Source organism: Telmatospirillum siberiense (genome assembly GCF_002845745.1).
Classification (GTDB): domain Bacteria; phylum Pseudomonadota; class Alphaproteobacteria; order Rhodospirillales; family Magnetospirillaceae; genus Telmatospirillum; species Telmatospirillum siberiense.
On sequence record NZ_PIUM01000033.1, the window covers coordinates 21,055 to 45,555 of the forward strand.

Genomic DNA, 24,501 nt, shown 5'->3' on the forward strand with positions numbered 1-24,501 from the left:
TGAAAATGTCGAAAGCTCGCGAATTCCTGTATGTCCTCGCCGTCGTCGGGGCCGTTATCGTTGGTTATGGTGTCGAAGTGGCCGTCCTCGTCGCGGCGTAAGGAAACCATGTCTTCTCCTCGCGCGCCGGCACTTTTCGCCGTGCCGGCCACGCGATGGGGGACCTGAACGGGCACCTCGCCCGCCCTTTCCGAAGACGACACGCCCTTTTTTACGATAACCCGCATCTTTCTATGGTTATTGTAAATACACTACAAATATCGGGGATTATCGCATCGGCAATCCATCCCACCCCTCCCCGCCTACCGGATCTCCCCCACCTTGCTCCTGGCCGAAACAGGCCGGATGGCGCGCTGCCCAAACCCAGCACTTCAGATAAAAACCGATAAAACGCGATCCCGCTTAGACAATCCCTGATTTTATATTAGGCTTAAGAACCTATCATTTTCCCATAGTGGCAAGCAGCACAAAAGACTCTGGGAAAAACGGCTTTCGCGGAAATCAAAACTGATAAAATTGATAAAATTTCCAAAATGTGGGGATTCTGGAAATGAACAATCGATGTTTCTTACATAAAATTCCTGGCGACACGTCGAAAATTGCCATTCTCGCCACTGGCGTATTGGGAATGTATCTATCCCCCCAAGCGGCTTTGGCTACGACATGCGCAACGCTCAGCAACTCCACTTATTATATTTTAGGAAATTGTTCCGGCACCTTCAATTGGACCAGCGGCAACCTTAGCATCGGTAGCGGCGGAACCATCTCGGGAACGACGGATGGCGTCACCTCGACGGTATCGGTGGGAACCCTGACCAATGGCGGTGTCATCACCGGCACCTCCGAGGGCCTGTTCCTGATGAACGGATCGGGCGTCTCGACAATCGGCGCCATCATCAACGCGGCGGGCGCGACGATCCAGTCGACCGGGACCGGCAGCGGCGGCATCGACATCGGGGCACTCACCGGCACGGTCTCCAACAGCGGACTGATCGCAACGGTACGGCGGGGCATCGATAACGAATACACCATCACCACCGTCATCAATAATGCCGGCGGGACGATTCTCGCCACCAGCGACCGCGGTCAGGACATCGCGAACAACGGCTCCATCGGCAGCCTCATCAACAACGGCTCGCTGATCGTCACCGGCACGACCCCCAACACCGACGGGGCCAGCAACACCTCGATCGCGCCCAATCCCATGGGAATAGCCAACTACCAGACCATCGCCACCGTCACCAACACTGGACTGATTTCCATCAGCGGAGCGTCCGCCACCGGCGTTTACAACGGAACGGCGGGAACCATCGGGACCATCACCAACACCGGCAGGATCGTCGTCACCGGCGAAGGAAGCTCGGGCATCGGCAATTATCATCTGCTCGACACCTTGAACAACAGCGGGACCATCAACGCCAACGGCGCCGGGGCTTACGGACTTTTCAACAAGGGCACGCTCGCCTCATTGATCAACAGCGGCGTCATCAGCGCCGACGGCGCCGGAGCCTACGGCGTCTACGACCGGAGGGCGGTGATCTCGTCCCTGGTCAACAGCGGCACGATCAGCGCCGCCGGCAGCGGTGCCGTCGGCATTGCCATCTCCAGCGCGTCCGGCACCGTCGCCACCATCGTCTCGCTGTTCAACAGCGGAACCATCGCGGGTGAAGGCTACGCCCTGTCCAACGGCGGCAGCCTCGGGCAGATCGTCAACAGCGGCGTGATCGCCGGAAATATATCGTCGACCGCCCAGGATCTGTCGATCGCCGGCGGATCGGGCGGCAGTGTCGGTACCTTGACCGGGTACGCGGCGAACAGCGTCGGCACCATCGTCGCTTCCGGCGTGACCTTCACCTCGGGCTCGCTGTGGCTCAACGACGCCATGACGGTGGGGTCCGGCCAAGGCACGGTGAAGAACAATGCCAGCCTGCAAATCAACCGCGCGCTGACCCTCGCCGGCAACTATCTCCAGGCAAGCGCCGGAACCTTGGTCATCGGGGTATCCTCGGCATCCAGTTACGGCGAACTGGTGGTCTCGGGTGCCGCCAATCTGACATCCGGCCACGTCGCCCTGACGGCGATCGACAACGCCACCTTCACGGCGAACGAAAGCTTCACCATCGTCTCGGCCGGAAGCCTGTCGGCCGGGGGCGTCACGGTCAGCGGCCCCACCCTGCCCTATCAGACGAGCATCATCGGCAACAATCTGGTGGTGTCCCTGTCTTCCTGGACGCAGACGAATACGCCGAACGGGCCGATCACCCAGCTGCTCGATCAATGGAGTTCGCAAAACGGCTTCCAGACCATCCTGAGCCAACTGGCCCAGTTGCCGGCGGCACAGCAAACCCATGCCATCAAGCAGTTGGGGACATCGCAGCTCACCCCGCAGGTCAATGCCAGCGGCAGCACGGTGGCGCCGACCACCACCGCTGTGGAGCAACATCAGCTCGCGGCGCTGGACGGCGCCGAAAAGGGCGCCGCCGCCGGATCGGACATGATGAGGGGCGCCTTCTGGGGACAGGTCCTGGGAGGACATGCGACGCGAGACACCAGCACCGGCGCGGACGGCTATACCGCCTCATCGGTCGGCCTGCTGTTCGGCGCCGACGTTCATCCGTCCGACGAGATGGTGACCGGCTTGGCCGCGAGCTGGCTGCGCAGCTATTCCCGCGGCAAGGCCGACAGCGCCGGCAACCGCACCACGCTCGACAGCTATCAACTGACCGGTTACGGCACATGGCGGCCGGATGGCGGCCCCGCCTATGCCCAGGGGCTTCTCGGCGTCGCCTATAACGATTACGACCAGAAACGCGGCATCGACTATCTCGGCGAAACCGCCCTGGCCAAATTCCACGGATGGCAATATCAGGCGAAAATCGGCGGCGGCTATGATGTCCCGATCGCGGGCATGACGGCGACGCCGGTGGGCAGCATGCAAGTCGTCCGCGTGGAAAACAACGCCTACCGCGAAACCGGTGCCGGCGCGGCCAGTTGGTCGGTCAATCGCCAGGGGTTCAATGCGGTGGAAAGCGAGTTGGGAGCGAAACTGGCAGCCAACCTCGACGGCCGATGGAACAGTCTGGCCGGCGATCTGCAGGCGAGTTGGGTTCATTCCTATACCAACAGCCCCATCGTCACCGCCGCCTCGGTGATCGGAGGCAGCGGCTATAGCAACACCACGGCCCGTCCCGCCGCCGACGGCGCCCGCGTGACGGCGGGCGTGAGCCTGCAGGAGTCCGACGGCCGGTCCCTTCGTCTGGAATATGACGGAGATTTGCGCCGGAACTATCGCAGCCATACCGGACTCATCAAGATCCGGGCCGAGTTCTGATATCGGCGCCCGGCATTCACACATTTTTTTCGGTGGCGAAAGCAATCCTACGAGTGGCACCGGCGTCCCTGCCGGTGTTCCGGCGGAAGCCGGAAAGGGTCCGCCTGTCGGCGGATCACCGGCAGGGACGCCGGTGCCACTGTTTTATCGATAGCGGGCTATGCACTGATAAAACTACGAAATTTTAGATGTGTGATTCCTCTCGCCCATAAGGCTCGAGAGAATGTTTTCTTGTCCGAGCGCCGATGACGGGAGGTCCCGCGCCACTTAAAGAATTCCTATCCCAATCGCCGTTTTACCGGGGCGTGCATTATTTTCGCACGCTTCAGGGGGGATTCGTGATATCTCATCAGCGCCATCGGGCGGCCCCGGCCTTCCGATCCAGCCGGAATTTCCAGTTCGCTGGTCCGATGATCGGCTTGGCAACGCGCAAGGCGGCAGGTGCCGACCGCGGAACGTCAAGCCCACGATGGCAATCCCGTGACCTTTTTTCCTCGCCCGACCGGCATCGCAGGTCGGGCTTACCTTTTCGAGAAAGTATCGTTGCAGACATGGTTGTTTTTCCTGCGGATCACCCGCTTACCCCGGCGCTGACCGAGCGCGACTATATCGAACCGACGGCCGTGCAGGCCGCCGTTCTCGAAGCCGCCGCCGAATGCCGCGACCTTCTGGTTTCGGCGCAGACCGGATCGGGCAAGACGGTGGCCTACGGCCTCGCCATCGCCGAGCCGCTGCTGGCGGGGGCACGCACACTGCCGCCGGCGGGTGAACCGCTCGCCCTGATCGTGGCGCCGACCCGCGAGTTGGCCCTGCAGGTGCAAAGCGAACTGGACTGGCTTTACCGTCCGGTCGGCGGGCGCGTGGCCTCGGCCGTGGGCGGCATGGATCCCCGGAGCGAACAGCGGGTCCTGGCCCGTGGCGCGCATATCGTGGTGGGGACCCCCGGCCGCATCCGCGACCATCTTGAACGCGGCCGTCTGCATGTCGCCAGCCTGAAAGCCGTGGTTCTCGACGAAGCCGACGAAATGCTGGACCTGGGTTTCCGCGAGGATCTGGAGTTCATCCTGGAAGCGACGCCGGCCGAACGGCACACCCTTTTGTTCTCGGCGACCCTGCCGGCAGCCATCGCCGCCCTGGCCGGCCGCTATCAGCGAAACGCCAAACGCATCAATGTGGCCGCCGGACAGCGGGGCCATGCCGACATCGAATACCGGGCCATCCGCGTGGCGGCGGACCAGACGGCACCCTCGGTGGTCAATCTTCTGCGATTTTTCGATTCACCCACGGCCATGGTCTTCTGCAACACGCGCGAATCCGTCCGCCGTTTGCAAAGCGACCTGGGCGAACGCGGTTTTCCGGCCGTCGCGCTGTCCGGCGAGTTGGGCCAGAATGAACGGAACCAGGCGCTGCAGGCCCTGCGCGACGGCCGGGCGCGGGTCTGCGTGGCCACCGACGTGGCGGCGCGCGGCATCGATCTGCCCAACCTGGGCCTGGTGATCCACGCCGAATTGCCGCAGAACGGCGAGACCCTGCAGCATCGCAGCGGCCGCACGGGACGCGCCGGCCGCAAGGGCGTGAGCGCGCTTCTGGTGCCGTCGTCGCGGCGGCGCAAGGCCGAGCGTCTTTTACAGACGGCCGGCGTCACCGCCGCCTGGAGCGACGCCCCCTCGGCATCGGACATCCGCGCCCTCGACAGGGACCGCCTGCTGAGCAGCCCCTGCCTTACCGAGACACCCGACGCGGAAGATCTGGCCATGGCCCAGCGGCTGATGGCCGAACATCCGGCGGAAACCATCGCCGCCGCCCTCGTCCGGCTTTACCGCTCGGGCTTGCCGGCGGCCGAAGACCTCGCGGAGATTCGCGCCGAGGATCGGCGGCCCGTCCGGCCGGCAGCCAACCATTCCTGGTTCCGCCTCAATATCGGACGGAAGCAGAACGCCGATCCGCGTTGGCTGATCCCCCTCATCTGCCGGCAGGGCGGAATCACCAAGAGGGAAATCGGGACGATCCGCATTTTCGACCAGGAGACGGCCTTCGAAATCGAGGAGGGGGTGGCCGAACGCTTCACCGCCGCCGTCCGCCAGGTCGAACGCCCGGACACCCGCATCGAGGCGCTGGCCGGCGAGCCCGAACAGAGCAGCGAACCGCGGACGGCCGGGCCGGCACGCCGGAAAGACCGCGCCGGCCCCAACCGTCCGGCCGCCAAGCCGCAATGGAAAAGCAAAGCCCCCGCCAAGGACCGCCCCCGCAAGGCGGCCAATGGGAGCGCGAGGACGGCAGGTTAGCCGATGGGACAGACTTTCCGCGCGATTTGCCCGGCGGCGTCGGTGCTGCATGTCTTCGAACTGGTATCGGAAAACGGACGAACCGTCGGTTGGTGCACCAAATGCCGGCGGACATGGCCCCTGTCCGTCCTCTCCGACCAGGCCGGAGAGGACGGTCCGGCCCCCAAACCCGGGGCGCCGCGATCGGCCCCCCGGGGGAAATCGCGGAAACGCTGACGGCGCGCTCAAATGCCCTGCGGGCCCACCTCTTCGCCGGTCAGCATCCGTCCGAGCTGTCGAGCGGCCAGTCGCTGCGTCTCCTGGCGGGACGGCTCGCTCAACCCCTCGACAAGATCCAAAGCCCGCAGCAGATCGTCGCGCAGCGAACAAAAATCCGCGCCGAAAACCGACCGGAGGTGGGCAAGCCCATCCTCCGGCGATCCGCCGGGCCGCACCATGAGGCCGATGGCGAACAAAACCTGACAGAGGGTATAGCGATCGAGATCGCTCTGGCCGGGCACCAACTCTCCCGACGTTCCGCCGGCCCGGGCCGCCGCCGCCATATCGTTCCGGCACTGCGTCAACCGGCCCTTGAGATCGTCTATCGCGGCGGGGCCGATGCCCGCCGCCGACGCGCGCTTTTCCCAATCGCCGAGAAAGTCCAGGGCGTCATCCAAACCGGACAGATAGGCCCCGTCATCCAGCCAGCCGTGGCGCGGTAGGGCGCAATCGTCGAAGCGGAGGTCGGGAAGGCCGGTTCGTATCCGCAGGCTTTCCGTCATGGCTTGACGATATGGCGCCTCGGCACTCATCCGATCGAGATCGACGACGACATCGGCATGGGGCAACGCATTCAGCATGTCGAACATGAAAACCCGCAGGAAGATGCGGAAGCGATGATCGACATGGCTGGCCCGGAAGAAGAAATCGAGAAACGCCTCGTTGTCGCCCGAGGTATAGGCCAGCAAGGGCGGCAGATATAAATCGGCGAAAAAATCGCGATACCGTTCATGGCATCTGCCGAAACTGGCGATGAGAAAGGCACGGAACTCGAAATAGGAGGACTGGTGAGACAAGGCCAGATGATGGTAGGACGCCCACTGGTCCCAGGGATTGCGCCACGTCACCAGATGCAGGCCGGGACAATGGCGGCGCAGCCAGGGCAATCTGGCCAATGACCGGCAGAAACCCAACACCGGCACCAGACCGGAACGCCCCGCATGGTCGGTCAGCAGGGCGAAATAGCGGAGTTGGTCCTCGTCCCTTCCGTCATCGAAATAGCTTTGATAGGCGAAACGCCGCTGATAACCGCGAACCCCGCCGTCCGGCCGCAGAAGCGGCGCATATTCTGCGTAATAGGGGGCGTCGAGCGCGGGATGCCCGGCCGGCCAGGTGTCCGGCCGATGGTCGGCCACCATCTGCGGATCGAGCGAGGCCAGCACCTCGTTGAAGGGTTCGTAATAGGCGCAGGTGCCGGCCGCCTTGCGGAAACGGTTCCAGAACCAGGTGCTGCCGGAACGAAAGGCGCTGTGCAGAAACAGGGCCGGGGGCCGTTGGACGGACGACATGACGGAACGCGCCTTCACGAAATTGCGCGATCACCCCACCACGATCGTGAAAAGCCCGCGAATTACGCCGTCCCTGCCTTGGCTCGCGGATCGCGACCGTTATCGCCAATTCGCCACACCGGCACAAGATGCTTTTCCAAATCTTCGTTCATCGGAGCTGATCCGTGTTTCCTTATGATCGATTCCGGCGGGTTATCCCGGGGCCAATCGAGCTGCTCCCGAAGGCCCGGTCCGGGACCGGGGACTTGTCAAAAGGAGCACAGATAAACACAGATGAACTCAGATGGGCGCAGACGAGCACGGCCATGACGCCGATGTTGACAAAATCGAAACCCGAGTTCGGAGCCCTCCCAGGCATGGATGAAGACTAGTCGATGTGTTAGGCTGAGTTCCCGATAAAGAGGCGACAATGGTCCGACTGTTCATCCTTGCCTTGGCATTATTGCTCGGCCAGCCGGCATTTGCCGCCGACTGCCCCGTCCTTTCCGAAACCGGACATCCGTTGCTGGCCGCCGGGGCGCATGTGACGCCGGTCTGCCATGCCGGCTATGCCGCCTTGCATGACGACGATCTGCTGATCCCCCGCTGGGTCGCCTATCGGCTGACCACCTTGCACACCCTGGGCTGCGTAAAACTGTCCGGCGAATTTCACGCCGAGGGGGCCCTCCCGGCGGGGCGGCGGGCCGAACCGGACGACTACCGGCGGTCGGGCTTCGATCGCGGCCATCAGGCCCCGGCCGAGGATTTCACCTGGGACCTGCAGCAGACCTACGACAGTTTCAGCATGGTCAATGCGGTGCCGCAACTGCCGGGTCTCAACCGCGAGGGCTGGGAAAGGCTGGAACAGACCGTGCGGGCCTGGGCCTGGACACGCGGCTCGGTGATCATTTTTTCGGGACCGGTCCTGACCCCCTCCCCCCCTTCCATCGGCGCCAGCGGCGTCGCCGTTCCCATCGCCTTTTTCAAGGTGATTTACGATCCGGCCGAAGGTCAGGCCATCGGCTTCCTGATGCCGCAGCGCTATATCGCCAAAGGCGACCTGGGTCGCTGGGTGGCCAGCATCGCCGAGATCCAGGCGCGAACCGGCATCACCTTTCCGCTGCCCGGCAGCGTCGACATCACGGCGCGCCCAACCCTCTGGCCCGCCGATATTTCAGGCTGGCGCCACGCCCACCGGCAAGCCTGCGAGGCCGCCCGCAAAGAGCAGTTGCAGTGAACGGGCGCAAAGGCGGGGGATTTGTTCGGGCACGTGGATGCCCGGCTCAAGCACGGGCATGACGGCCTTTGGTAGATAAACCGGGCGTAATTTTCCCTGAATATCGAGGGGAAAATCCATGCTGGACAGCCGTGGCTCAAGGCCGGGCATGACGTCTTTTGATTGAATCGCCAAACCAAAATACCGGAAGAGCGATAACTTCGCCCCAAGCCCTTAGGCGCCCCCCGCCATCGGTCAGAACGCCTACCACTGCACCGTCGGATAGGGGATGAAATCCACCAGGTCTCCGGCCTTGACGAACCGCACATCCTCTTTCATCTCGACCAATCCCTGACCGTCCACCAGCGAGGCGACGGCGCTCGATTCCTGGGAAGCGTGCGGTCTCGCCCGCGGGCGGCCGTCGGGGCCGGCCTCCAGTCGGACACGCAGGAATTCGCGGCGGCCGTGAGTCTTGACGAAATCCACCGCCGCCGGAACGGGAAAGCGCCAGGGCGACATCGGTTCGGCCAGCGCCCCGGACAGGCGCAAGATCACCGGACGGGCCAGAATCATGAAGGTGACCTGGGCCGCCACCGGATAACCCGACAGCCCGATGAAGGCCGCCTTGCCGACATGCCCCAACGCCGTCGGCTTGCCCGGCTTGATGGCCAGCCGCCACAGATGAATGACGCCTAAGGATTCGACGACGGGCCGCACATGATCCTCGCCGCCGGCCGACACGCCGCCCGCCGTGATCAGCAGATCGTAGCGGCCCGAGGCCTCGGCCAGGGCCTGGCGGGTGGCGTCGAAGCGATCGGGCAGGTTCCCCAGGTCGCCGACCTCGCAGCCCAGACCACGGGCCAGGGCGATCAGCGAAAAACGATTGGAGGAATAAATGCCGCCGGGCGGCAGCGGCTGACCGGGCTCGATCACCTCGTCGCCGGTCGAAAAAACACCCACTTTGAGCCGATGATGGACGGCAAGTCCGGTTCTGCCCACGGTGGCCGCCATGGCGACATCCTGGGGCCGCAGCCGATGCCCGGACCGCAGAACGACGGCGCCCGAGCGGATATCCTCGCCGATCTGGCGAACATGCTTGCCGACCGGTGTGCCTGTCGCCGGGATGTGGACCACCTCGCCCGCGGCGGTGGCCTCGACACGGCAGTTTTCCTGCATGACCACGGTGTCGAATTCCGCCGGCACCGGAGCGCCGGTGAAGATGCGCGCCGCCTCGCCCGCGCCGAAGGTCAGGCGCTCCCGGCTGCCGGCGGCGATGCGGGCGCTCACCCGGAACGTCGCTTCCGCGCCGGCGGTGGGCAGATCGGCGTGACGGAAGGCGAACCCATCCATGGCGGCGCTGGCAAAGGGCGGAGAATCGATCGGAGAAATGACATTCTCGGCGAGAATCCGGCCGCAGGCCTCGGCCAGGGGCACGGTCTCGACGCCGACCACCGGCGATACCTGCCCGGCCAGAAAGGCCAGGGCGCGATCGACCGAGATCAGGGCGTCCGGCGCCTTGAAAACATCGTTGCCAACCGCTTTGACGTCACTCATGACAAACTCCTCGGAACTTTTCGTCCACCCCGACGACGTGCCTTCCGGCGCGTATTCACTCCGCGATTCGCGACGCCGTGGCGTAAAGGCTGAATCGCCCGTCACGGGCGAAGGCGGCCAGACCGATCCCGGTTTCCTCGGCGAAGGAGACGGCCAGCGAGGTCGGCGCCGAGATCGAGGCGATCAGGGGCACCCCGGCCGCCGCCGTCTTATGCACCATTTCGAAGGAGCAGCGGCTGGAGACGGCGACGAATCCCGCTTCCCGATCAATACCGTTGCGGGCCAGGAACCCCACCAGCTTATCGAGGGCGTTGTGGCGGCCGACGTCCTCACGCGCCGCGACGATAGCCCCGTCGGGCGTGGCGAAGGCGGCGGCATGCAACGACCCCAACCCCCGGTTCAAGATCTGGTGGGCCGGCAGTTCGGCCATCGCCCGGCTGATCGCCTGGGGGGCGAAACGTCTCATCGAGAGCAGGGGATCGAGGGGGCGCAAGGCCTCGGCGAAACTGTCGCTGCCGCACAGGCCGCAACTGCTGCCGGCGACCAGGTTGCGCCGGTGACGCTCGCGCAGCCGCATATAACGGTCCTTGGTGATCTCGATATGCACCTCGACACCGCTTTCCTCCTCGCGGGTCCTGACGTCGGAAATCTCGGCTGCGTCGCCGACAACCGCCTCGGTCAGAGAAAAGCCGACGGCGAAATCCTCGAGATCGGCCGGCGTGGCCAGCATCACGGCGAAGGGAAAACGATTATAGACGAGAGCGACGGGGACCTCTTCGGCGATGAACTCCCGGCGCGGACCGCCGTCGGCGGCGGCGAACCGCACCGCCTCGATCTGGCGGGATCCGGCATGGCCTTCCGCGGTCCCGTTCGCCTGCTGCATTCTCAGCCTCCCGTCATACTCATCGGATGGACGACCACCGGGCGTCCAAGCTGCGCCGGAGCGAAATCGTGCCCCACCGGCTTGGCGGCGACGGCGTCCCCGATCGCACGACGCAGAAGATCATCCCCTTCGGACGCGCGCAAGGGGGTCTTCAAATCGATGAAGACGTCACGGCCCAGACACAAGGCCAACTGTCCGGTGCAGGTCACCCGGACACGGTTGCAGTCTCCGCAGAAGCCATGCGACATCGGCGTGACGAAGCCAAGCCGGCCGCCCGTCTCGCGGACCCGCATATAGCGGGCCGGGCCGGCCTGGCGCTCGCTGGTTTCATCCAGGGTGAAGCGATCGGCCAGACGCTCGGCGACGACCGACAACGGCAGATAGAAGTCGCTGCGGTCCTGACCGACGACCCCGATCGGCATGGTCTCGATCAGGGTCAGATCCATGCCCCGGCCATGGGCGAACAGCATCAACGGTTCCAGATCCCGTTCGTTGACTCCCCGCATGACGACGCAGTTGAGCTTGACCCTGAGCCCTTCCTCCAGGGCCGTCTCGATGCCGCCCAGCACGCGGCCAAGGTCGCCGCGCCGGGTGATCGCCCGGAAGGTTTCCGCATTCAAGGTATCCAGCGAGACATTGACCCGCTCAACCCCGGCCCCCTTCAAGGCCCGGGCATGTTCGGCCAGCAAGGCGCCGTTGGTGGTCAGGGTGATCTCGTCCACCGCCCCCGACCGGAGATGCCGGGACAAGCCCTGGATCAGGCCGACGACATTCCGGCGAGCCAGCGGTTCGCCGCCGGTCAGCCGCAGGCGGCGAACGCCCAGACCGACGAAAGCCGAACAGAGCCGATCCATCTCGTCGAGGGTCAGGACGTCGCGCTTGGGCAGGAACGTCACATCCTCGGCCATGCAATAGACGCAACGGAAGTTACAGCGGTCGGTTACCGAAACACGAAGGTAGTCGATCCTGCGGCCGAAGCCGTCGGTCAGTCCCGTCCAGTCGGCCGCCGCGGCGCCCTGCTTGTTCATACCCTGGCCCCTATGCATGGGGGAAATCGTAAAAAATTCGCGACTGGCGGGCGGCGGCGTCCCTCCCGAAAGGGGAACACCGACACCCGCTCCTCCATCACCGCGACGTCGCCGAATATCGCTTGCCGACCTCGCCGGAAGACGCCGCCCGCGACGCTCCGGCACCCAACCCCTTGCGATAGATCAGCCAATACATGCCTCCCACCATCACGCTGCCGCCGAAAATATTGCCCAAGGTGGCAAATACCAGGTTGTGCAGGATGCCCGGAACGGTGATGGCCGAGACGTCGAGGCCGGCCGGAACATGTCCGGTCGCCGTCAGAAGCCACGCCATCGGCAGGAAATACATGTTGGCCACGCAGTGCTCGAAACCGGCGGCGACGAACAGGCCGATGGGCAGGATCATCGAGATGATCTTGTCGGCGACGCTGCGGCCGGCATAGGCGAGCCAGACGGCAAGGCAGACCATCAGATTGCAAAGGATGCCCTTGAAGAAAATGGTGACCGCATCGGGCTGGATCTTGCCGATGGCCAGCTTGAGGACGGCGCCGCCGACGGCACCATTGTTCATTTCCATGTGATGAGACATGAAAACCAGGAAGACCAGGCCGAGCGCGCCCACCAGATTGCCGAACCAGACGACCACCCAGTTGCGCAGGACCTGGCCGACGGAGATATGGCCGCTCGCCATGGACATGACGGTGAGCGTGCTGCCGGTGAACAATTCGGCGCCGCCGACCAGAACAAGGGCCAGACCGAGGGCGAAGACCGAGCCGCCCAGGACCCGCTGCACGGCGAAGGACAGGCTGGAATCGGCCAACACGATGCAGAAATACATGCCCCCCAACCCGATGGCGCCACCGGCGATGACGGCGAGCAGAAAACTGGGCAGCACCGGCATGGTCGCCTTCTTGATGCCGGTCTTTTCGGCCTTTTCTTCCATTTCGGCCGGCGTGTAGGCATCCACGCCCGTTATCTCCGTTTTCGAAGAAGCTTCACCAATGGCCATAGCAATTCTCCTTAAACCTTGTTCGTTCCACGTTGTTTTTTTGGCTTGAATCCCCTTGGCCGCCGACGGAACGACGGCCTTGCCCCCTATTCGGCGATACCCGGAAAGCTGTCGATGCCGACACCATCCACCAGAGTCCGATGCAACGCCGCGACGCCCCGGCGGACATCGTCCGTCATCGGCGCCATGAAAACGATCTCGCGAGGCTGGATTCCCAGAAAGACGATCTCGGGAACCGTTTCCCGCAAGCTGTCGATCAGGAAATTCAGCGGAATGGCATGAGTGGTAATCAGGAAATGCCGGGCGACGCAATCCTCGTCGATCCGGCGGACCTCCCCGGGGGCCAGTCCCATGTCGGCGGCGTCGACGATGACCACCCGTTTGGGCGACAACGCCCTGATCCGATGGGTGTGGTTTTCCGGCGAAGCGCCGCCGTCGATCACCTCCCAGCCGGCGGCCGGGTCGGCTTCGAGAAGCGCGGCCAGGAACGGCCCGGCACCGTCATCGGCCCGCATGTCGTTGCCGACGGTGAAAATGACGTTCGTCATGACAGGCGTCGTCCCATCAGATAGATGACCGGCTCCTGTTCGATGGCGGCAAGCGAGGCATCGAAGCCGTCGAGCCAGGCTGCCGCTTCGGGCTCGGCCCCGATACGGGCCTGGGCGACGGCCGGCCTCAGCATCGCGGTATGGCTGCGATCGACGGTGATTTCGCCGAATCGCAGCAGGCCGGCCATCTTGCGCCGGGCCTCGCCGTCACTGGGCAACGAGGCCAGGATGCCGTCGTAAAGCGCATTGGAACATCGCAGCACCGGCTTGAAACAGTCGAACACCCCGACATGGTGACCGATCGCCAGGGAATAATAGACGACCTGCTGCGACGCTTCCGGAACGTCCTCGGCACGCTCCAGAAATTTCGCGTTCAACTGGTAGAAGACGATGCCGGCCGTCATGGTGTCCCGCCCGTCAGCATCCTCGAAAAGGTTCCCGCCAACTCGGCGAAAATCTCCGCGCGGCGGGGATCGCCCTCGCCGCCGGCCAGCTTGGCGATCCGCCGTTCCACCGGAGTGGCGTCACGGGCCTCCAGAACCGACAGGAATTCCTCGACGATGGTCCGTCCCTGACGATAGCCGGCCATCTGGCGGGCCTGGCGTTCGAGTTGGACACGCAGATCGTAGGGAATGGACGGATGGGCGAGCGGCGCGGCCTCGCCCTCGGCCTCGACATGGGTTTCGGCCTTCAGCTTCTGTTCGAGAAGGCCCAAGGCCACGGCGAACCCGTAGATGGTTGCCGGCGGAGTCGGCGGACAGCCGGGAATATAAACATCGACCGGGACGATCTTGTCGGTGCCGCCCCAGACGCAGTAGAGATCGTGGAAGATCCCTCCCGAGCAGCCGCAGGCGCCGTAAGACACGACGATCTTGGGATCGGGCGCCGCCTCATAGGCACGCAAAGCCGGCATCCGCATGGACCGCGTCACCGCGCCGGTGAATAACAAGATATCGGCATGCCTGGGCGATGCCACCACCTTGATGCCGAAGCGCTCGGCGTCGAAAAGCGGCGTGATCGCCGCGAAGATCTCGATCTCGCAGCCGTTGCAGCCGCCGCAATCGACCCGGTAGACATAGGCCGAGCGCCGGATGTTGTTCAGCAGGCTTCCCTTCATGCGGGCAACATCGGCCGCCATGGAAAGCCCGCCCGGTTGCACCGTGAGGTCGTTCGGGGAAATGAAGGCGCTCATCACCGGTTCTCCATCTGCCGTTCGACACCGATCCGTGCCAGTTGCTCGACATCATGTTTGCGTTTGCAGGCCGGACAGGTCGAGACGAGAAAACGCGCGCGTTCCGCCTCCTCCGGCGAAGCGGCGGACCGCGTCAGGATGTCCAGAACATAGGCGACCTCCTTCGCGGCCGCCAACGGCTCGCCGCAGGACGGACAAGCGGCGAGCGAGAAGACCGCCCTCTTCGTCAGATCCTCCTTGCGGGCGACGGCCAGTTCGAAGTCCGGCGACAGGGCGATCGCCCCCGTCGGACAAGCCTCCTCGCAGCGGCCGCAGAAAATGCAGCGGCCGTAGGAGATCGACCAGGTGCGGGTTCCCGCCGCGACGTCCGTTTCCATGGAAATCGCGTTGGGCGGACAGGCGATGGTGCAGGCGGCGCAAGCGATGCAGGACACCGCGTTATGCTCGGGCTTGCCGCGAAAATCCTTGGCGACCTCCAGGGGCGCGAAAGGATATTTGTGCGTAGCCTCACCTGTGCGGAAGACTTCCCTTAGTAATTTAAGCATAAGTCGCCCCCAATTCCTTACTTCAACGGTGAGTCCGTTCTTTCGCGGCAGTAACGTTCCATTTCCTTATAGGCGATGGTCTTGGAACGCGCCTTGTTGACGTCGACGATGGTGACGCGATCGGTGCAGGAATAGCAGGGATCGATGCTGCCGACGATCAGGGGCGCATCGGACACCGTATTGCCCCGCAGCATGTAGCGCAGGACCGGCCAGTTGTTGTAGGTCGAAGCCCGGCACCGCCAGCGATAGAGCTTCTGGTTGTCGCCGGTCATGCTCCAGTGCATATCCTCGCCGCGCGGCGCCTCGGTGTAGCCCAGGGCGAACTTGTAAGGCTTGTAGGCGAAATCCTCGGTCAGGATCGGTCCCGTGGGCGTGTCTTCCAGCAATTTCTCGATGATGGCGATGCTGTCGAAGAATTCCGCGATCCGGACCAGCGTGCGCGAAAGAATATCGCAACCGGCCTGCGTATGAACCGGCATGTCGATCAGCTTGTAGCCGGCGAAGGCGTGATCGGCACGGGTATCGCGGCGATGCCCGCTGCCGCGCACCACCGGCCCGACCGGGCTATAGTCGCGCGCCACCTGGGGGTCGAGAAGCCCCACCCCCTTCACGCGTCCCTCGAAATTGGGCGTCGAGACCAGGATATCGATCAACCGTTTCACCTCGGCACGCAATTCGCCGATCAGCTTCAGGGTCGTCAGCCGCTGTTCGCCAAGGATATCGCGCCGGACACCGCCGATCAGGTTGATGGCGTAGGTCTTGCGCGAACCGGTCAGCATCTCGGCCAGGGTCATGGCCTTTTCCCGGACCCGGAAGAACTGCATGAAGCCGGTGTCGAAACCGGTGAAATGACAGACCAGCCCCAGATTGAGCAGATGGCTGTGCATCCGTTCTGTTTCCAGGAGAATGGCGCGAATGGCCTGGGCGCGATCGGGCACGCGGATACCGAGCGCATTCTCGACGGACGAGGCATAGGCGACGGAATGGGCGTAGCCGCAGATACCGCAGACCCGATCGGCCAGAAAGGTCACCTCGTTGTAGCCCATGCGGGTTTCCGCCAGCTTCTCCATGCCGCGATGCACGTAGAACATGCGGTAGTCGGCGTCGACGATCGTCTCTCCATCGACGAAAAGGCGGAAATGGCCGGGTTCGTCCGAAGTGATGTGCAACGGCCCCAGCGGCACCACCGTCGTCTCGACCTTGCTGTCGTTGACGAATTTGTAGGTCTCGTTGTCGGCCGTCGGTTCCGGACGGAAGCGATAATCCATCGAGTCCTTGCGCAATGGATAGAGCCCGTCCGGCCAATCGTCGGGCAGCACCAGGCGGCGTTCGTCCGGCAGGCCCACGGGCCGCAAGCCGAACATGTCGCGCACCTCGCGCTCGTACCAGACGGCCGCCGGCACTTTCGGGGTCACCGACGGGAATTCCAAGTCATCCGCCGAGACCAGGGCATGCACGATGACATGGCACTTCTGCGCCCCTTCCATCGACAGCACGTAATAAAGGGCGAAGCAGCCGTTCAGCGAACGCTCGTCATTGCCGACCATCGTCGAGAGCCAGCCGTCATGCTCGTAATAGAGAGTGGCGACGGCCTCGGGCAGTGACCCCAGCTTGACGGTGACGGTCACCTGATCGTCCGTCTGCCAGCGCTCCTCCAATACCGCGTGCGGCAATTTCTTGCGCAACGCGGCGAGATAGGGCTGACCGATCCGGGTTTCGGTGGTTGCGGTCATGGATTTGTCTCCGAGTGCGAGGGGGTATCGGTCACCAGCGCGACGGGGCCGCCCTGGACGCCGGATTGCGGCGTGGCCGCGGCCGGCGTCTGCCAGGGCGCGGTAATGGCCACCGCGGAATGATCGTCGAGGACGACGTTGGTGGCACTTTGCAGCAACCGCGACACCGGTTGCGGGACGGCGACACCCATGGCCAGAACAAGCGCGAGCAGAATCACCATCGGGGCCAGCGACAACCAGCCGACGTCCCTTTTCGGCATGGACTCGGGGCTTTTTCCGAGAACCGATTCGGCGATGATCTGGATAAGGGCGGCAACGGTAATGGTGAACAGCAGGGCGCAGACGATCATCAGCACATAATATCCCTGCTTCACGCCGGCGGCGAAAATCAGGAATTCGCTGACGAACACGTTGAAGGGCGGGAATCCGGCCAAGGCGAGAGCCCCGCCCATGATGAGCAGGCCGGTCACCGGCGCCACCCGCAAGATCCCCTTGACCGACTGGAGATCACGCGTGCCGTATTTCATCAAGACATTGCCCGACCCGCAGAATAGCAGCGCCTTGGTCAGGCTGTGATTGACGGTGTGCAGCAACGCCCCCCCGATGCCGAGCGGACCACCGATGCCGAGACCCAACACGATCAGACCGATATGTTCGACGCTGTGGTAGGCCAGCTTGCGCTTGAAATCGTGCTGCACATAGATGAGGAACGCCGAGACGGCGATGGACAGGATGCCCAGCGTCAGCAGCAGGGTCTGCGGGAATTCCGGGCCGACCGCCTTCAGGGTGATGATGTAATAGCGGATGATGACCAGAATCGCGCATTTCAAGAGGACGCCGGACAGCAGGCCGGAAATCGGGCTGGGCGCTTCCGAATGCGCGTCGGGCAGCCAGGCATGCATCGGGAAGATACCGGCCTTGGTCCCGAAGCCGATGAGGACGAAGACGAAGGAAAGCTTGGCCAGGGTCGGATCGAGGCTGGCGGCATGGGCGGCCAGGGTCGTCCACAGGATGGCGCCTTCGGAATTGCCCAAAACCTCGCTGCCGTTGGCATAGGCCAGCACCGTGCCATAAAGGCCGAAGGCGACACCCACGGTGCAGATGATGACATATTTCCAGGCGGCTTCGAGAGAGGACTTCTGGCCGTAGAGGCCGACCAGGAAGGCCGAGCCCAGTGTCGTCGCCTCGATCGCCACCCACATGACGACGATGTTGTTGGAGGTCGCCGCCAGCAGCATGGTGAACAGAAACAGGCTGAAGAAGCCGTAATACAGTTTCACCTTGCCGCGATCGAGCAAACCGCTTTCGAGGTCGTGGCGGATATAGCCGATCGAATAAAGGCCGGTCAGAAAACCGACGATGCCGATCAGGCTGACGAAAATGCAGCCGAGGGAGTCGATGTAGAACCAGTCGCCGAAGGCGGTCAGGCTGTCGCCCGCGATCACATGACCCGCGACGGTGATCGAAAGGGCGAGCACGAAGATCGTCGACGCCAGATGAATCGCCTCGAAGCATTTCGTGGAAAGCCCGCGGGCGGGCAGCAGGAAGATAACCACCGCGACGGCCAGCGGCCCACAGAGGATCAGGAGGGGCAGGTTCGAGGATACCATTTTGGTCATCCCTTCAAAGTCGTGAGCTGACGGGCGTCGAGCGTATGGAGGGTGAGAAAAATCTTCGTTCCCAGCACCGCCATGATCACCACGGCGAAGATGGCGTCGGTGGCGATGCCGACCTCGACCAGTTCGGGCGCCTTGGCCGCCAGCAGGGCCAGGGTCAGATGAGAACCGTTCTCCATCAGGCAGTATCCGAAAACCTGTTTCAGGATATTGCGCTGGGTAACGATGCAGGCCAGGCCGAGGAAGAAGTGGGCGAGCGACACCGCCAGCGCCGGCTTGATGGCCGCCGCCGCCGGTAAGGAGACGCCGGAGACCACGGAGTAACAGAGAATGACCACCAGGGCGGCCAGCACCACGGAAAGCGCCGGAGAGAGAACCGCGCCGGAGCCAAGCTTGGGATCGGACAATTTGCTGAAAGCCCGGTACATGATGAGGGGCACCAGAACCACCTTGGTCACGAAGGCCGATGCCGACCAAAGATAAAGTTCGTGCGAGTCCGTTGCCTCGGCCAACGCCAGGAACAACGCCACCAGGACCAGGGACTGCAGCGCGTAGAACCGCGCCGAATTGCCCGGCCGGTCCGACAGGATGACCAACAGCGAGGTGATGATCAGCAGGCCGGCGAGACCGTTAATCAGTTGAAAGCCAACCATAACCTTTTCTCCTCAACCCAGCCACGACGCGGCGATGAAGCTGGAACAGACGGCCATGACCACCAGGACGCTCAGCACGAATGTCATGCCCGCGGGCAACGGAGACGCCGCCGCCACCGCATCCGACGGCTTGCCGGGGACCGTATAACCCATCCATTTGAGGAACCAGGCGAAGCAGCCGACGGATTCGGCCAGGGCGATCACCACCATCGGCAACAGCAGAAGGTTCTGCTGCGACACCGCGAAACCACCGCCGAAAATGGCGAACTTACTAAAGAAACCGCTGAAGGGCGGGACCCCGGTAATGGCCAGCGCGGCAACCACGAAGGACACGCCCAGGATCGGCATCTTGGTGAGGACGCCGCGCAACGACGGCAGCATACGGGTCCCGGCGGTGTAACTGAGCGTACCGGCGACCAGGAAGAACAGGGTCTTGGCGAAAGCGTGATTGAAGATGTGGGCGATCGCTCCCTTGAAGGCCAGGTCGGAACCGAAGACCGACAGGGACAGACCCAGGAAGATGTAAGAAAGCTGAGTGATCGTCGAATAGGCCAGCAGGCGTTTCATATCGACCTGCGGCAGATACATGATGAAGCCGTAGATCAGCGTGATGATGGCCATGGTGGCGCCGACCCAGCCGACGATATGCGGGACGCCGTCGGCCGCCATCAGGCCGCGGGCGAAGATATAGACGCCGACCTTGACCATCGACGCCGCATGCAGATAGGCGCTGACCGGGGTCGGCGCCTCCATGGCATCGGGCAGCCACATATGCATGGGCAATTGCGCCGACTTGCCCCAGGCGGCGACCAGGATCGTCAGCAGCACCGCCGCCTTGTGGGCAGGGGTCAGCTGGGCGATGGCCGAAAGGGCGAAGGTACCGGTATCGACGAACAACAGGGCGGCGGCGACATAAAGACCCAGCGAGGCGATATGGGTGATGATCAGGGCCTTGGCGGCCGATCGCAGCGCCTTGGGCGATTCGTAGTAGCCGATCAGGGCCCAGGAACAGGCGCCGGTGATTTCGAAGAAGGCGAGCTGGCCGGTGATGGTCGAGCTGAAAACCAGGCCGCTCATCGCGCCGATGAACAACAACAGGAAGGCGTAATAGCGTTTCCGGCCGGTATCGGGATGCTCGCGGTTGCCGGCGTTGAGATAGGCCGCCGAATAGACCACGACGAGGAGGCCTATGGCGACGACCGCGAGCGCGATGAGCACGCTGACGCTATCGACGGCCAGCCCGAAGATTTCGGCGTGGCCGAGAGCAATGAGGCTGGCCGAGGCGCCCGCATGATCGGCCGCGACGAAACGGGCGACCAGATCGAGCATGAGGGCCAGCGTGGCCGCCGCGAAGATCTGGCACAGCCATTTCCCCGCCCGGTGGGGCGCCAAGCCGATCGCCGCCGCCCCGAGGAAGGGCAGAAGGACGATCGCCAAGGCGAGGGTAATCATGGTGTTTGAGATGAGGGAGATCATCATGTTGCCCTTCGCGGCTCACAAGCCGACCAAATAGAAGACGAAGGAAAGCGAGGCGATGCCGACGCCCAGCCAGCTATGCTGCGGCGTCAGGCGGAAGCGGGTCCGGGAAACGCTGTTCTCGACGATGCCGACGGCGAGGAAAATCAGAACCAGCTTGACCGCGAAGGCCACGAGCCCCAGCAGCACCCCGCCCACCGACAGGTCGAGGGAGCTGCCGAAGGGAAGGAAGACGCCGACGAACCACGCGATGACCACGACCTGCTTCAGCGACAGCGACCATTTGAGCAGCGCCAGGGAGGGCCCGGAATATTCCGTCAGGGGCCCCTCCTGAAGTTCCTGCTCGGCCTCCGCCATGTCGTAGGGCAACTTGCCGAGTTCGATATACACGGCGAAGGCGAAGGCCAGGCCGGCGACGATGACCGCCGTCAGGGAATGAACCCGGCCGCTGGCGACGGCGGCGCCGATGGCGCCGAGATCCGTCGAACCCGCCAGCAGCGCCGCCATGAACAGGGCCAGCATCATGACGGGCTCGACGAGGACGCCCATGGTCAGTTCGCGGCTGGCGCCGATACCGGCGAAGGAACTGCCGCTATCGATCCCCGACAGCGCGAAGAAAAACCGCGCCAGGGCGAACAGATAGATGGTGGTGATCAGGTCCCCGCAGGCGGAAATCGGCGAAAATCGCGTCAGAATCGGCGTCCCCGTGGCGATGACCAGCATGCACGCCATCATGATGATCGGCATGGTGCGGAACACCGGACCGGCGGACGGCGGACGGACGTCCTGGCGCTGCATCAGCTTGAACAGATCGCGGTAATCCTGCAGCAGTCCCGGTCCGTGGCGGGTATGCATCTTGGCGCGCACGACACGCGACATGCCGGAGACCAGGGGCGCCGCAGCCAGCAGCAGAAGGGCCTGCAGAACGGCAAGAAGGAGGTGGCTGAGATCAGGCACGGCGGGTCTCCTATCGAACGGTCAGGACAAGAAGGATGACCAGCGCGGCGACGATGTAGAGGCAGTAGACACGGAAATCACCACCTTGAATCGCCTGCAGGCGCCGGCCCGAGGCAACGACCCCCTCGCCCACCGGATCGACCAGGGCGCGATCCCAGCAGGGCTCGCTCCGCCGGGCGAAGGAGATGAAGCGCTCGAAACCGAAGGTCACCTTGCTCCAAACGGCGGCAATGCTCTTGCGCACCTCGTAAAGCGGTCCGAAGAACATGCGAATCGGCTGGGCGAAGCCGCCCGCCGTCGCCGACATGTGGGCATCCGGCAGGTAGCCGGCCGCCCAGGGTGCCGCCGCCTGCCGGGCCGGCAGCCGCAGGCTCCCGGACAGTGCGGACTTGAGAAGCAGCGGCAGCACGGCCGCGCCGATCAGCATGACGGCGATCAGTGGAGTCGAAAGTACGGCCTGATGGGCGTCGGCCGGGATCAGCAGAACGCCGTCGGCGACCGTGATCGTCGCCGCCCCGAGCGTGGCGGCGGCGATGCCGCTGATGACCGGAGCGACGACCGGGGCGGCCAGCCCCAGCACGACGCAGGCGATGGCGAGGATGACCATGCCGATCACCATCGTCGCCGGAACCTCGCGCACGTCATCGGGATGCGCATGGCGGGACGGGCCGGAGAAAATCACGCCATAAGCCTTGACGAAGCACATGACGGCCAGCGCGCCGGTCAGGGCCAGCAGCATGGCGGCGATCGGCGTGGCCAGTTTGACCAGCCAGGAACCGGAGAAGGCGGCGGCGAACAGCGACTGGTAGGTGTACCATTCGGAGACGAAGCCGTTGAGCGGCGGGATCGCCGAAATGGCCAGGGCGCCGATCAGGAAGGAGAAGGCCGTCCAGGGCATGGTGCGGGCCAGGCCGCCCATCTTCTCCATATCCTTGGTATGGAGGCGATAGATGACCGAACCGGCGCCGAGAAACAGCAAGCCCTTGAAGATCGCATGGTTGACCAGATGGTAGAGACCGGCCATCAGACCCAGCACGGCAAGAATCGGCTGACCGATGCCGATGCCGATCATGCCGACCCCGACGCCCAGCAGGATGATCCCGATGTTCTCCACGCTGTGGTAGGCCAGCAGCTTCTTGATGTCGTGCTCGACCAGCGCATAGACCACGCCGAGGACCGAGGACACCGCGCCGAAGACCAGAACCAGCAGCCCCCACCAAAGGACGCCGCCGCTGGCTCCCAGAAGATCGATGCCGACCTTGACGATACCGAAGACGCCGATCTTGATCATCACGCCCGACATCAGCGCCGAGGCGTGGGATGGTGCCGCCGGATGGGCTCGTGGCAGCCAGATGTGCAACGGAATCATGCCGGCCTTGGCGCCGAAGCCGAGGAAGCCCAGCAAGAACACCACCGAATTCAGCGGCGCCGGCACCGAGGCCGTGCGGAAGGCCGCGAAATCATAGCTACCCGCATAATTGGCCATGATGAAGAAGGCGGCCATGATCAGCACCGAACCGGCGTGCGCGACCAGGAAATAGAGAAAACCGGCGGAAACCGCCTCCTCATCCTGGTCGAAAATCACCAGGAAGTAGGAGGTGAGCGACATCATCTCGAAGAAGATGATGAACCAGAAGGCATTGTCGGCCGCGACCACCAGAACCATCGAGGCGATGAAGAGATTCATGAAGAATCCCATCGCGCCGACACCCTTGCCCGCATATTCCCTGACATAAGCCAGCGAATAGATCCACGCCACCAGAGAGAGGAGCGATATCACGGCGATCAGGAGAGCGGCCAGGGGATCGAGCCTCAGCACGAAATGGGCGAAAGGATAGGGACCGGCGGCCTCGAAGACCAGCGCCGGGCCCGACAGCGCCGGCAAGCTGGCGCCAAGCCCGGCGACGGCGGCCGCGATACCTGCCAGGCCGGCCACGCGGATCGCCGCGCCGTCACAGGCGCGGAGCAGAAGGCTGGCCACGCCGCCGCAGACGGAAATCGCCAGGGACAGCAACAGCAGATGCAGAGGATCGTGCAGGGAAACGAGAGGGATCATGGTCATTCCTGCTCCTCGGTGATAGTCAGGGGTATACCGGGCCGCTGCCAGACGACCTCGCCCTGGCGCTTGACCTGGTTGGCCCGCTGGAGAACTCCCTGATCGACGGCGAACAAGGCTTTGGTCGGACAGACGCTGACGCAGGCCGGGCCTGCGGGGCTGAAGGCGCAGAGATCGCATTTGACGGCGACGCTGCGCACGCCGATCTCCCAGACCAGAAGCGGGCTCAACGCCGCCGAGTGATTCGGGGTGCCGGTCTTGATGCCGGCCACGCCGGCCGTGGTCGTCCCGCTCGGCGTGATCGCACCGAAGGGACAGGCCAGCGCGCACATCTTGCAGCCGATGCAGGTCTTCTCGTCGAGGACGATCGCCTGGTCGCCGTGGACGATGGCGTTGACCGGACAGACGCGCGCGCAGGGCGCGTCTTCGCAATGGCGGCAAAGAATGGGGGCGGTACTCTCCATCGTCCGCGTCACCGTCAGACGGGGATGGGACTGCAGGCCCTCGGCCTTATGCACCGCGGTACACGCGGCCATGCAGGTGTTGCACCCGATACAGTGTTGGGGCTCCGCGATGACGAAGCGGTTCATTTCCGTACCTCCGAGCATGCATATTGCCGCATAGTCAGCTCAAAAAAATCCGATAAACAACACTTATTGGACAATAAAAAATAAGTATTACTAGATTTATTGCCCTTACTTTTTCCTGAAAAACTGCGGAATTTCGTCATTTTAGAATACATAAAGATGCAGTTTTTCGTTGTTCAGCGTACGCATCGGTTCATTGTTAACGAGACAAAACGATATACGAATTGACACAAATGAGTAAAGGTGATTTTTTTATGATCTCACTTGCTAAATGTTAGATTTGTTTCCGATTTACTGACGATATGA

Annotated in this window: 21 protein-coding genes; 5 read left to right on the top strand and 16 right to left on the bottom strand. The window is 63.6% G+C overall.

Features of this window, described 5'->3' with window-relative positions:
- Positions 1-628: 628 nt before the first annotated feature.
- From CWS72_RS21985 to CWS72_RS21995, 3 genes are all read left to right on the top strand, one after another.
- Positions 629-3,331, top strand: coding sequence for an autotransporter outer membrane beta-barrel domain-containing protein (locus CWS72_RS21985; RefSeq protein WP_158240774.1), 2,703 nt, complete (start codon positions 629-631; stop codon positions 3,329-3,331).
- 551 nt (positions 3,332-3,882) lie between these two features.
- Complete coding sequence (locus tag CWS72_RS21990; protein WP_101252799.1) at positions 3,883-5,616, top strand: DEAD/DEAH box helicase; 1,734 nt, start codon at positions 3,883-3,885, stop codon at positions 5,614-5,616.
- 3 nt (positions 5,617-5,619) lie between these two features.
- Positions 5,620-5,832 (top strand): hypothetical protein, encoded by a 213-nt coding sequence (locus tag CWS72_RS21995; RefSeq protein ID WP_101252800.1) that lies wholly within the window; start codon positions 5,620-5,622, stop codon positions 5,830-5,832.
- An 8-nt stretch (positions 5,833-5,840) separates the two neighbouring features.
- On the opposite strand, the gene CWS72_RS22000 is transcribed toward CWS72_RS21995, so the two are convergent.
- A complete protein-coding gene (locus tag CWS72_RS22000) occupies positions 5,841-7,163 on the bottom strand; it encodes a hypothetical protein (protein WP_146002835.1) in 1,323 nt (440 codons plus the stop codon).
- On the opposite strand from CWS72_RS22000, the gene CWS72_RS27525 reads away from it, so the two are divergent.
- Together CWS72_RS27525 and CWS72_RS22005 are read left to right on the top strand one after the other, a co-directional pair.
- The gene (locus CWS72_RS27525; protein WP_146002836.1) at positions 7,162-7,341 is read left to right on the top strand and encodes a hypothetical protein; all 180 of its coding nucleotides are present in this window, start codon (positions 7,162-7,164) and stop codon (positions 7,339-7,341) included. The two genes, CWS72_RS22000 and CWS72_RS27525, sit on opposite strands and share 2 nt — an antisense overlap.
- 231 nt (positions 7,342-7,572) lie before the next feature.
- Positions 7,573-8,379 carry a DNA/RNA non-specific endonuclease gene (locus CWS72_RS22005; protein WP_101252802.1) on the top strand — a complete coding sequence of 269 codons (807 nt, stop codon included), beginning with the start codon at positions 7,573-7,575 and terminating at the stop codon, positions 8,377-8,379.
- A gap of 243 nt (positions 8,380-8,622) precedes the next feature.
- Here CWS72_RS22005 and CWS72_RS22010 read toward each other — a convergent pair whose 3' ends face one another.
- The 15 genes from CWS72_RS22010 to CWS72_RS22080 all read right to left on the bottom strand — a co-directional run bounded on the left by CWS72_RS22010 (position 8,623) and on the right by CWS72_RS22080 (position 24,198).
- Entirely contained in the window at positions 8,623-9,912 is a 1,290-nt protein-coding gene (locus tag CWS72_RS22010; protein ID WP_101252803.1) for a molybdopterin molybdotransferase MoeA, read from the bottom strand.
- Positions 9,913-9,967: 55 nt separating this feature from the next.
- On the bottom strand, positions 9,968-10,795 hold the full coding sequence (fdhD, locus tag CWS72_RS22015) for a formate dehydrogenase accessory sulfurtransferase FdhD (RefSeq protein WP_101252804.1): 828 nt from the start codon (positions 10,793-10,795) through the stop codon (positions 9,968-9,970).
- A 2-nt stretch (positions 10,796-10,797) separates the two neighbouring features.
- Complete coding sequence (gene moaA / locus CWS72_RS22020; RefSeq protein WP_101252805.1) at positions 10,798-11,823, bottom strand: GTP 3',8-cyclase MoaA; 1,026 nt, start codon at positions 11,821-11,823, stop codon at positions 10,798-10,800.
- Positions 11,824-11,920: 97 nt separating this feature from the next.
- Positions 11,921-12,832 (bottom strand): formate/nitrite transporter family protein, encoded by a 912-nt coding sequence (locus CWS72_RS22025; protein WP_101252806.1) that lies wholly within the window; start codon positions 12,830-12,832, stop codon positions 11,921-11,923.
- An 86-nt stretch (positions 12,833-12,918) separates the two neighbouring features.
- Positions 12,919-13,380 carry a hydrogenase maturation peptidase HycI gene (hycI, locus tag CWS72_RS22030; protein WP_101252807.1) on the bottom strand — a complete coding sequence of 154 codons (462 nt, stop codon included), beginning with the start codon at positions 13,378-13,380 and terminating at the stop codon, positions 12,919-12,921.
- Positions 13,377-13,784: a formate hydrogenlyase maturation HycH family protein gene (locus CWS72_RS22035; RefSeq protein ID WP_101252808.1), complete on the bottom strand. Its 408-nt coding sequence runs from the start codon at positions 13,782-13,784 to the stop codon at positions 13,377-13,379. Before CWS72_RS22035 ends, hycI begins: the two co-directional genes overlap by 4 nt.
- A complete protein-coding gene (locus CWS72_RS22040) occupies positions 13,781-14,572 on the bottom strand; it encodes an NADH-quinone oxidoreductase subunit B family protein (protein WP_101252809.1) in 792 nt (263 codons plus the stop codon). The genes CWS72_RS22035 and CWS72_RS22040 overlap by 4 nt, the downstream gene beginning before the upstream one ends.
- Entirely contained in the window at positions 14,572-15,117 is a 546-nt protein-coding gene (locus CWS72_RS22045; RefSeq protein WP_101252810.1) for a formate hydrogenlyase complex iron-sulfur subunit, read from the bottom strand. The genes CWS72_RS22040 and CWS72_RS22045 overlap by 1 nt, the downstream gene beginning before the upstream one ends.
- Before the next feature lie 17 nt (positions 15,118-15,134).
- A complete protein-coding gene (locus CWS72_RS22050) occupies positions 15,135-16,850 on the bottom strand; it encodes a hydrogenase large subunit (RefSeq protein ID WP_101252811.1) in 1,716 nt (571 codons plus the stop codon).
- Positions 16,847-18,460 carry a hydrogenase 4 subunit F gene (locus CWS72_RS22055; RefSeq protein WP_241911847.1) on the bottom strand — a complete coding sequence of 538 codons (1,614 nt, stop codon included), beginning with the start codon at positions 18,458-18,460 and terminating at the stop codon, positions 16,847-16,849. The genes CWS72_RS22050 and CWS72_RS22055 overlap by 4 nt, the downstream gene beginning before the upstream one ends.
- A 5-nt stretch (positions 18,461-18,465) precedes the next feature.
- Positions 18,466-19,119 carry a hydrogenase 4 membrane subunit gene (gene hyfE, locus CWS72_RS22060; protein WP_101252813.1) on the bottom strand — a complete coding sequence of 218 codons (654 nt, stop codon included), beginning with the start codon at positions 19,117-19,119 and terminating at the stop codon, positions 18,466-18,468.
- Between the two features lie 12 nt (positions 19,120-19,131).
- Positions 19,132-20,598 (bottom strand): hydrogenase 4 subunit D, encoded by a 1,467-nt coding sequence (locus tag CWS72_RS22065; protein WP_274540615.1) that lies wholly within the window; start codon positions 20,596-20,598, stop codon positions 19,132-19,134.
- A 15-nt stretch (positions 20,599-20,613) separates the two neighbouring features.
- On the bottom strand, positions 20,614-21,552 hold the full coding sequence (locus CWS72_RS22070) for a respiratory chain complex I subunit 1 family protein (protein WP_101252814.1): 939 nt from the start codon (positions 21,550-21,552) through the stop codon (positions 20,614-20,616).
- A gap of 10 nt (positions 21,553-21,562) precedes the next feature.
- Positions 21,563-23,614 (bottom strand): hydrogenase 4 subunit B, encoded by a 2,052-nt coding sequence (gene hyfB / locus CWS72_RS22075; protein WP_241911848.1) that lies wholly within the window; start codon positions 23,612-23,614, stop codon positions 21,563-21,565.
- Positions 23,611-24,198: a 4Fe-4S dicluster domain-containing protein gene (locus CWS72_RS22080; RefSeq protein ID WP_101252839.1), complete on the bottom strand. Its 588-nt coding sequence runs from the start codon at positions 24,196-24,198 to the stop codon at positions 23,611-23,613. Before CWS72_RS22080 ends, hyfB begins: the two co-directional genes overlap by 4 nt.
- Positions 24,199-24,501 lie beyond the last annotated feature (303 nt).

Coding starts and splice junctions, on each gene's coding strand:
- CWS72_RS21985 (WP_158240774.1), top strand. CDS start 629: ATGTATCTATCCCCCCAAGCGGCTTTGGCTACGACATGCGCAACGCTC.
- CWS72_RS21990 (WP_101252799.1), top strand. CDS start 3,883: ATGGTTGTTTTTCCTGCGGATCACCCGCTTACCCCGGCGCTGACCGAG.
- CWS72_RS21995 (WP_101252800.1), top strand. CDS start 5,620: ATGGGACAGACTTTCCGCGCGATTTGCCCGGCGGCGTCGGTGCTGCAT.
- CWS72_RS27525 (WP_146002836.1), top strand. CDS start 7,162: ATGACGGAACGCGCCTTCACGAAATTGCGCGATCACCCCACCACGATC.
- CWS72_RS22000 (WP_146002835.1), bottom strand. CDS start 7,163: ATGTCGTCCGTCCAACGGCCCCCGGCCCTGTTTCTGCACAGCGCCTTT.
- CWS72_RS22005 (WP_101252802.1), top strand. CDS start 7,573: ATGGTCCGACTGTTCATCCTTGCCTTGGCATTATTGCTCGGCCAGCCG.
- CWS72_RS22010 (WP_101252803.1), bottom strand. CDS start 9,912: ATGAGTGACGTCAAAGCGGTTGGCAACGATGTTTTCAAGGCGCCGGAC.
- fdhD (WP_101252804.1), bottom strand. CDS start 10,795: ATGCAGCAGGCGAACGGGACCGCGGAAGGCCATGCCGGATCCCGCCAG.
- moaA (WP_101252805.1), bottom strand. CDS start 11,823: ATGAACAAGCAGGGCGCCGCGGCGGCCGACTGGACGGGACTGACCGAC.
- CWS72_RS22025 (WP_101252806.1), bottom strand. CDS start 12,832: ATGGCCATTGGTGAAGCTTCTTCGAAAACGGAGATAACGGGCGTGGAT.
- hycI (WP_101252807.1), bottom strand. CDS start 13,380: ATGACGAACGTCATTTTCACCGTCGGCAACGACATGCGGGCCGATGAC.
- CWS72_RS22035 (WP_101252808.1), bottom strand. CDS start 13,784: ATGACGGCCGGCATCGTCTTCTACCAGTTGAACGCGAAATTTCTGGAG.
- CWS72_RS22040 (WP_101252809.1), bottom strand. CDS start 14,572: ATGAGCGCCTTCATTTCCCCGAACGACCTCACGGTGCAACCGGGCGGG.
- CWS72_RS22045 (WP_101252810.1), bottom strand. CDS start 15,117: ATGCTTAAATTACTAAGGGAAGTCTTCCGCACAGGTGAGGCTACGCAC.
- CWS72_RS22050 (WP_101252811.1), bottom strand. CDS start 16,850: ATGACCGCAACCACCGAAACCCGGATCGGTCAGCCCTATCTCGCCGCG.
- CWS72_RS22055 (WP_241911847.1), bottom strand. CDS start 18,460: ATGGTATCCTCGAACCTGCCCCTCCTGATCCTCTGTGGGCCGCTGGCC.
- hyfE (WP_101252813.1), bottom strand. CDS start 19,119: ATGGTTGGCTTTCAACTGATTAACGGTCTCGCCGGCCTGCTGATCATC.
- CWS72_RS22065 (WP_274540615.1), bottom strand. CDS start 20,598: ATGATGATCTCCCTCATCTCAAACACCATGATTACCCTCGCCTTGGCG.
- hyfB (WP_241911848.1), bottom strand. CDS start 23,614: ATGACCATGATCCCTCTCGTTTCCCTGCACGATCCTCTGCATCTGCTG.
- CWS72_RS22080 (WP_101252839.1), bottom strand. CDS start 24,198: ATGAACCGCTTCGTCATCGCGGAGCCCCAACACTGTATCGGGTGCAAC.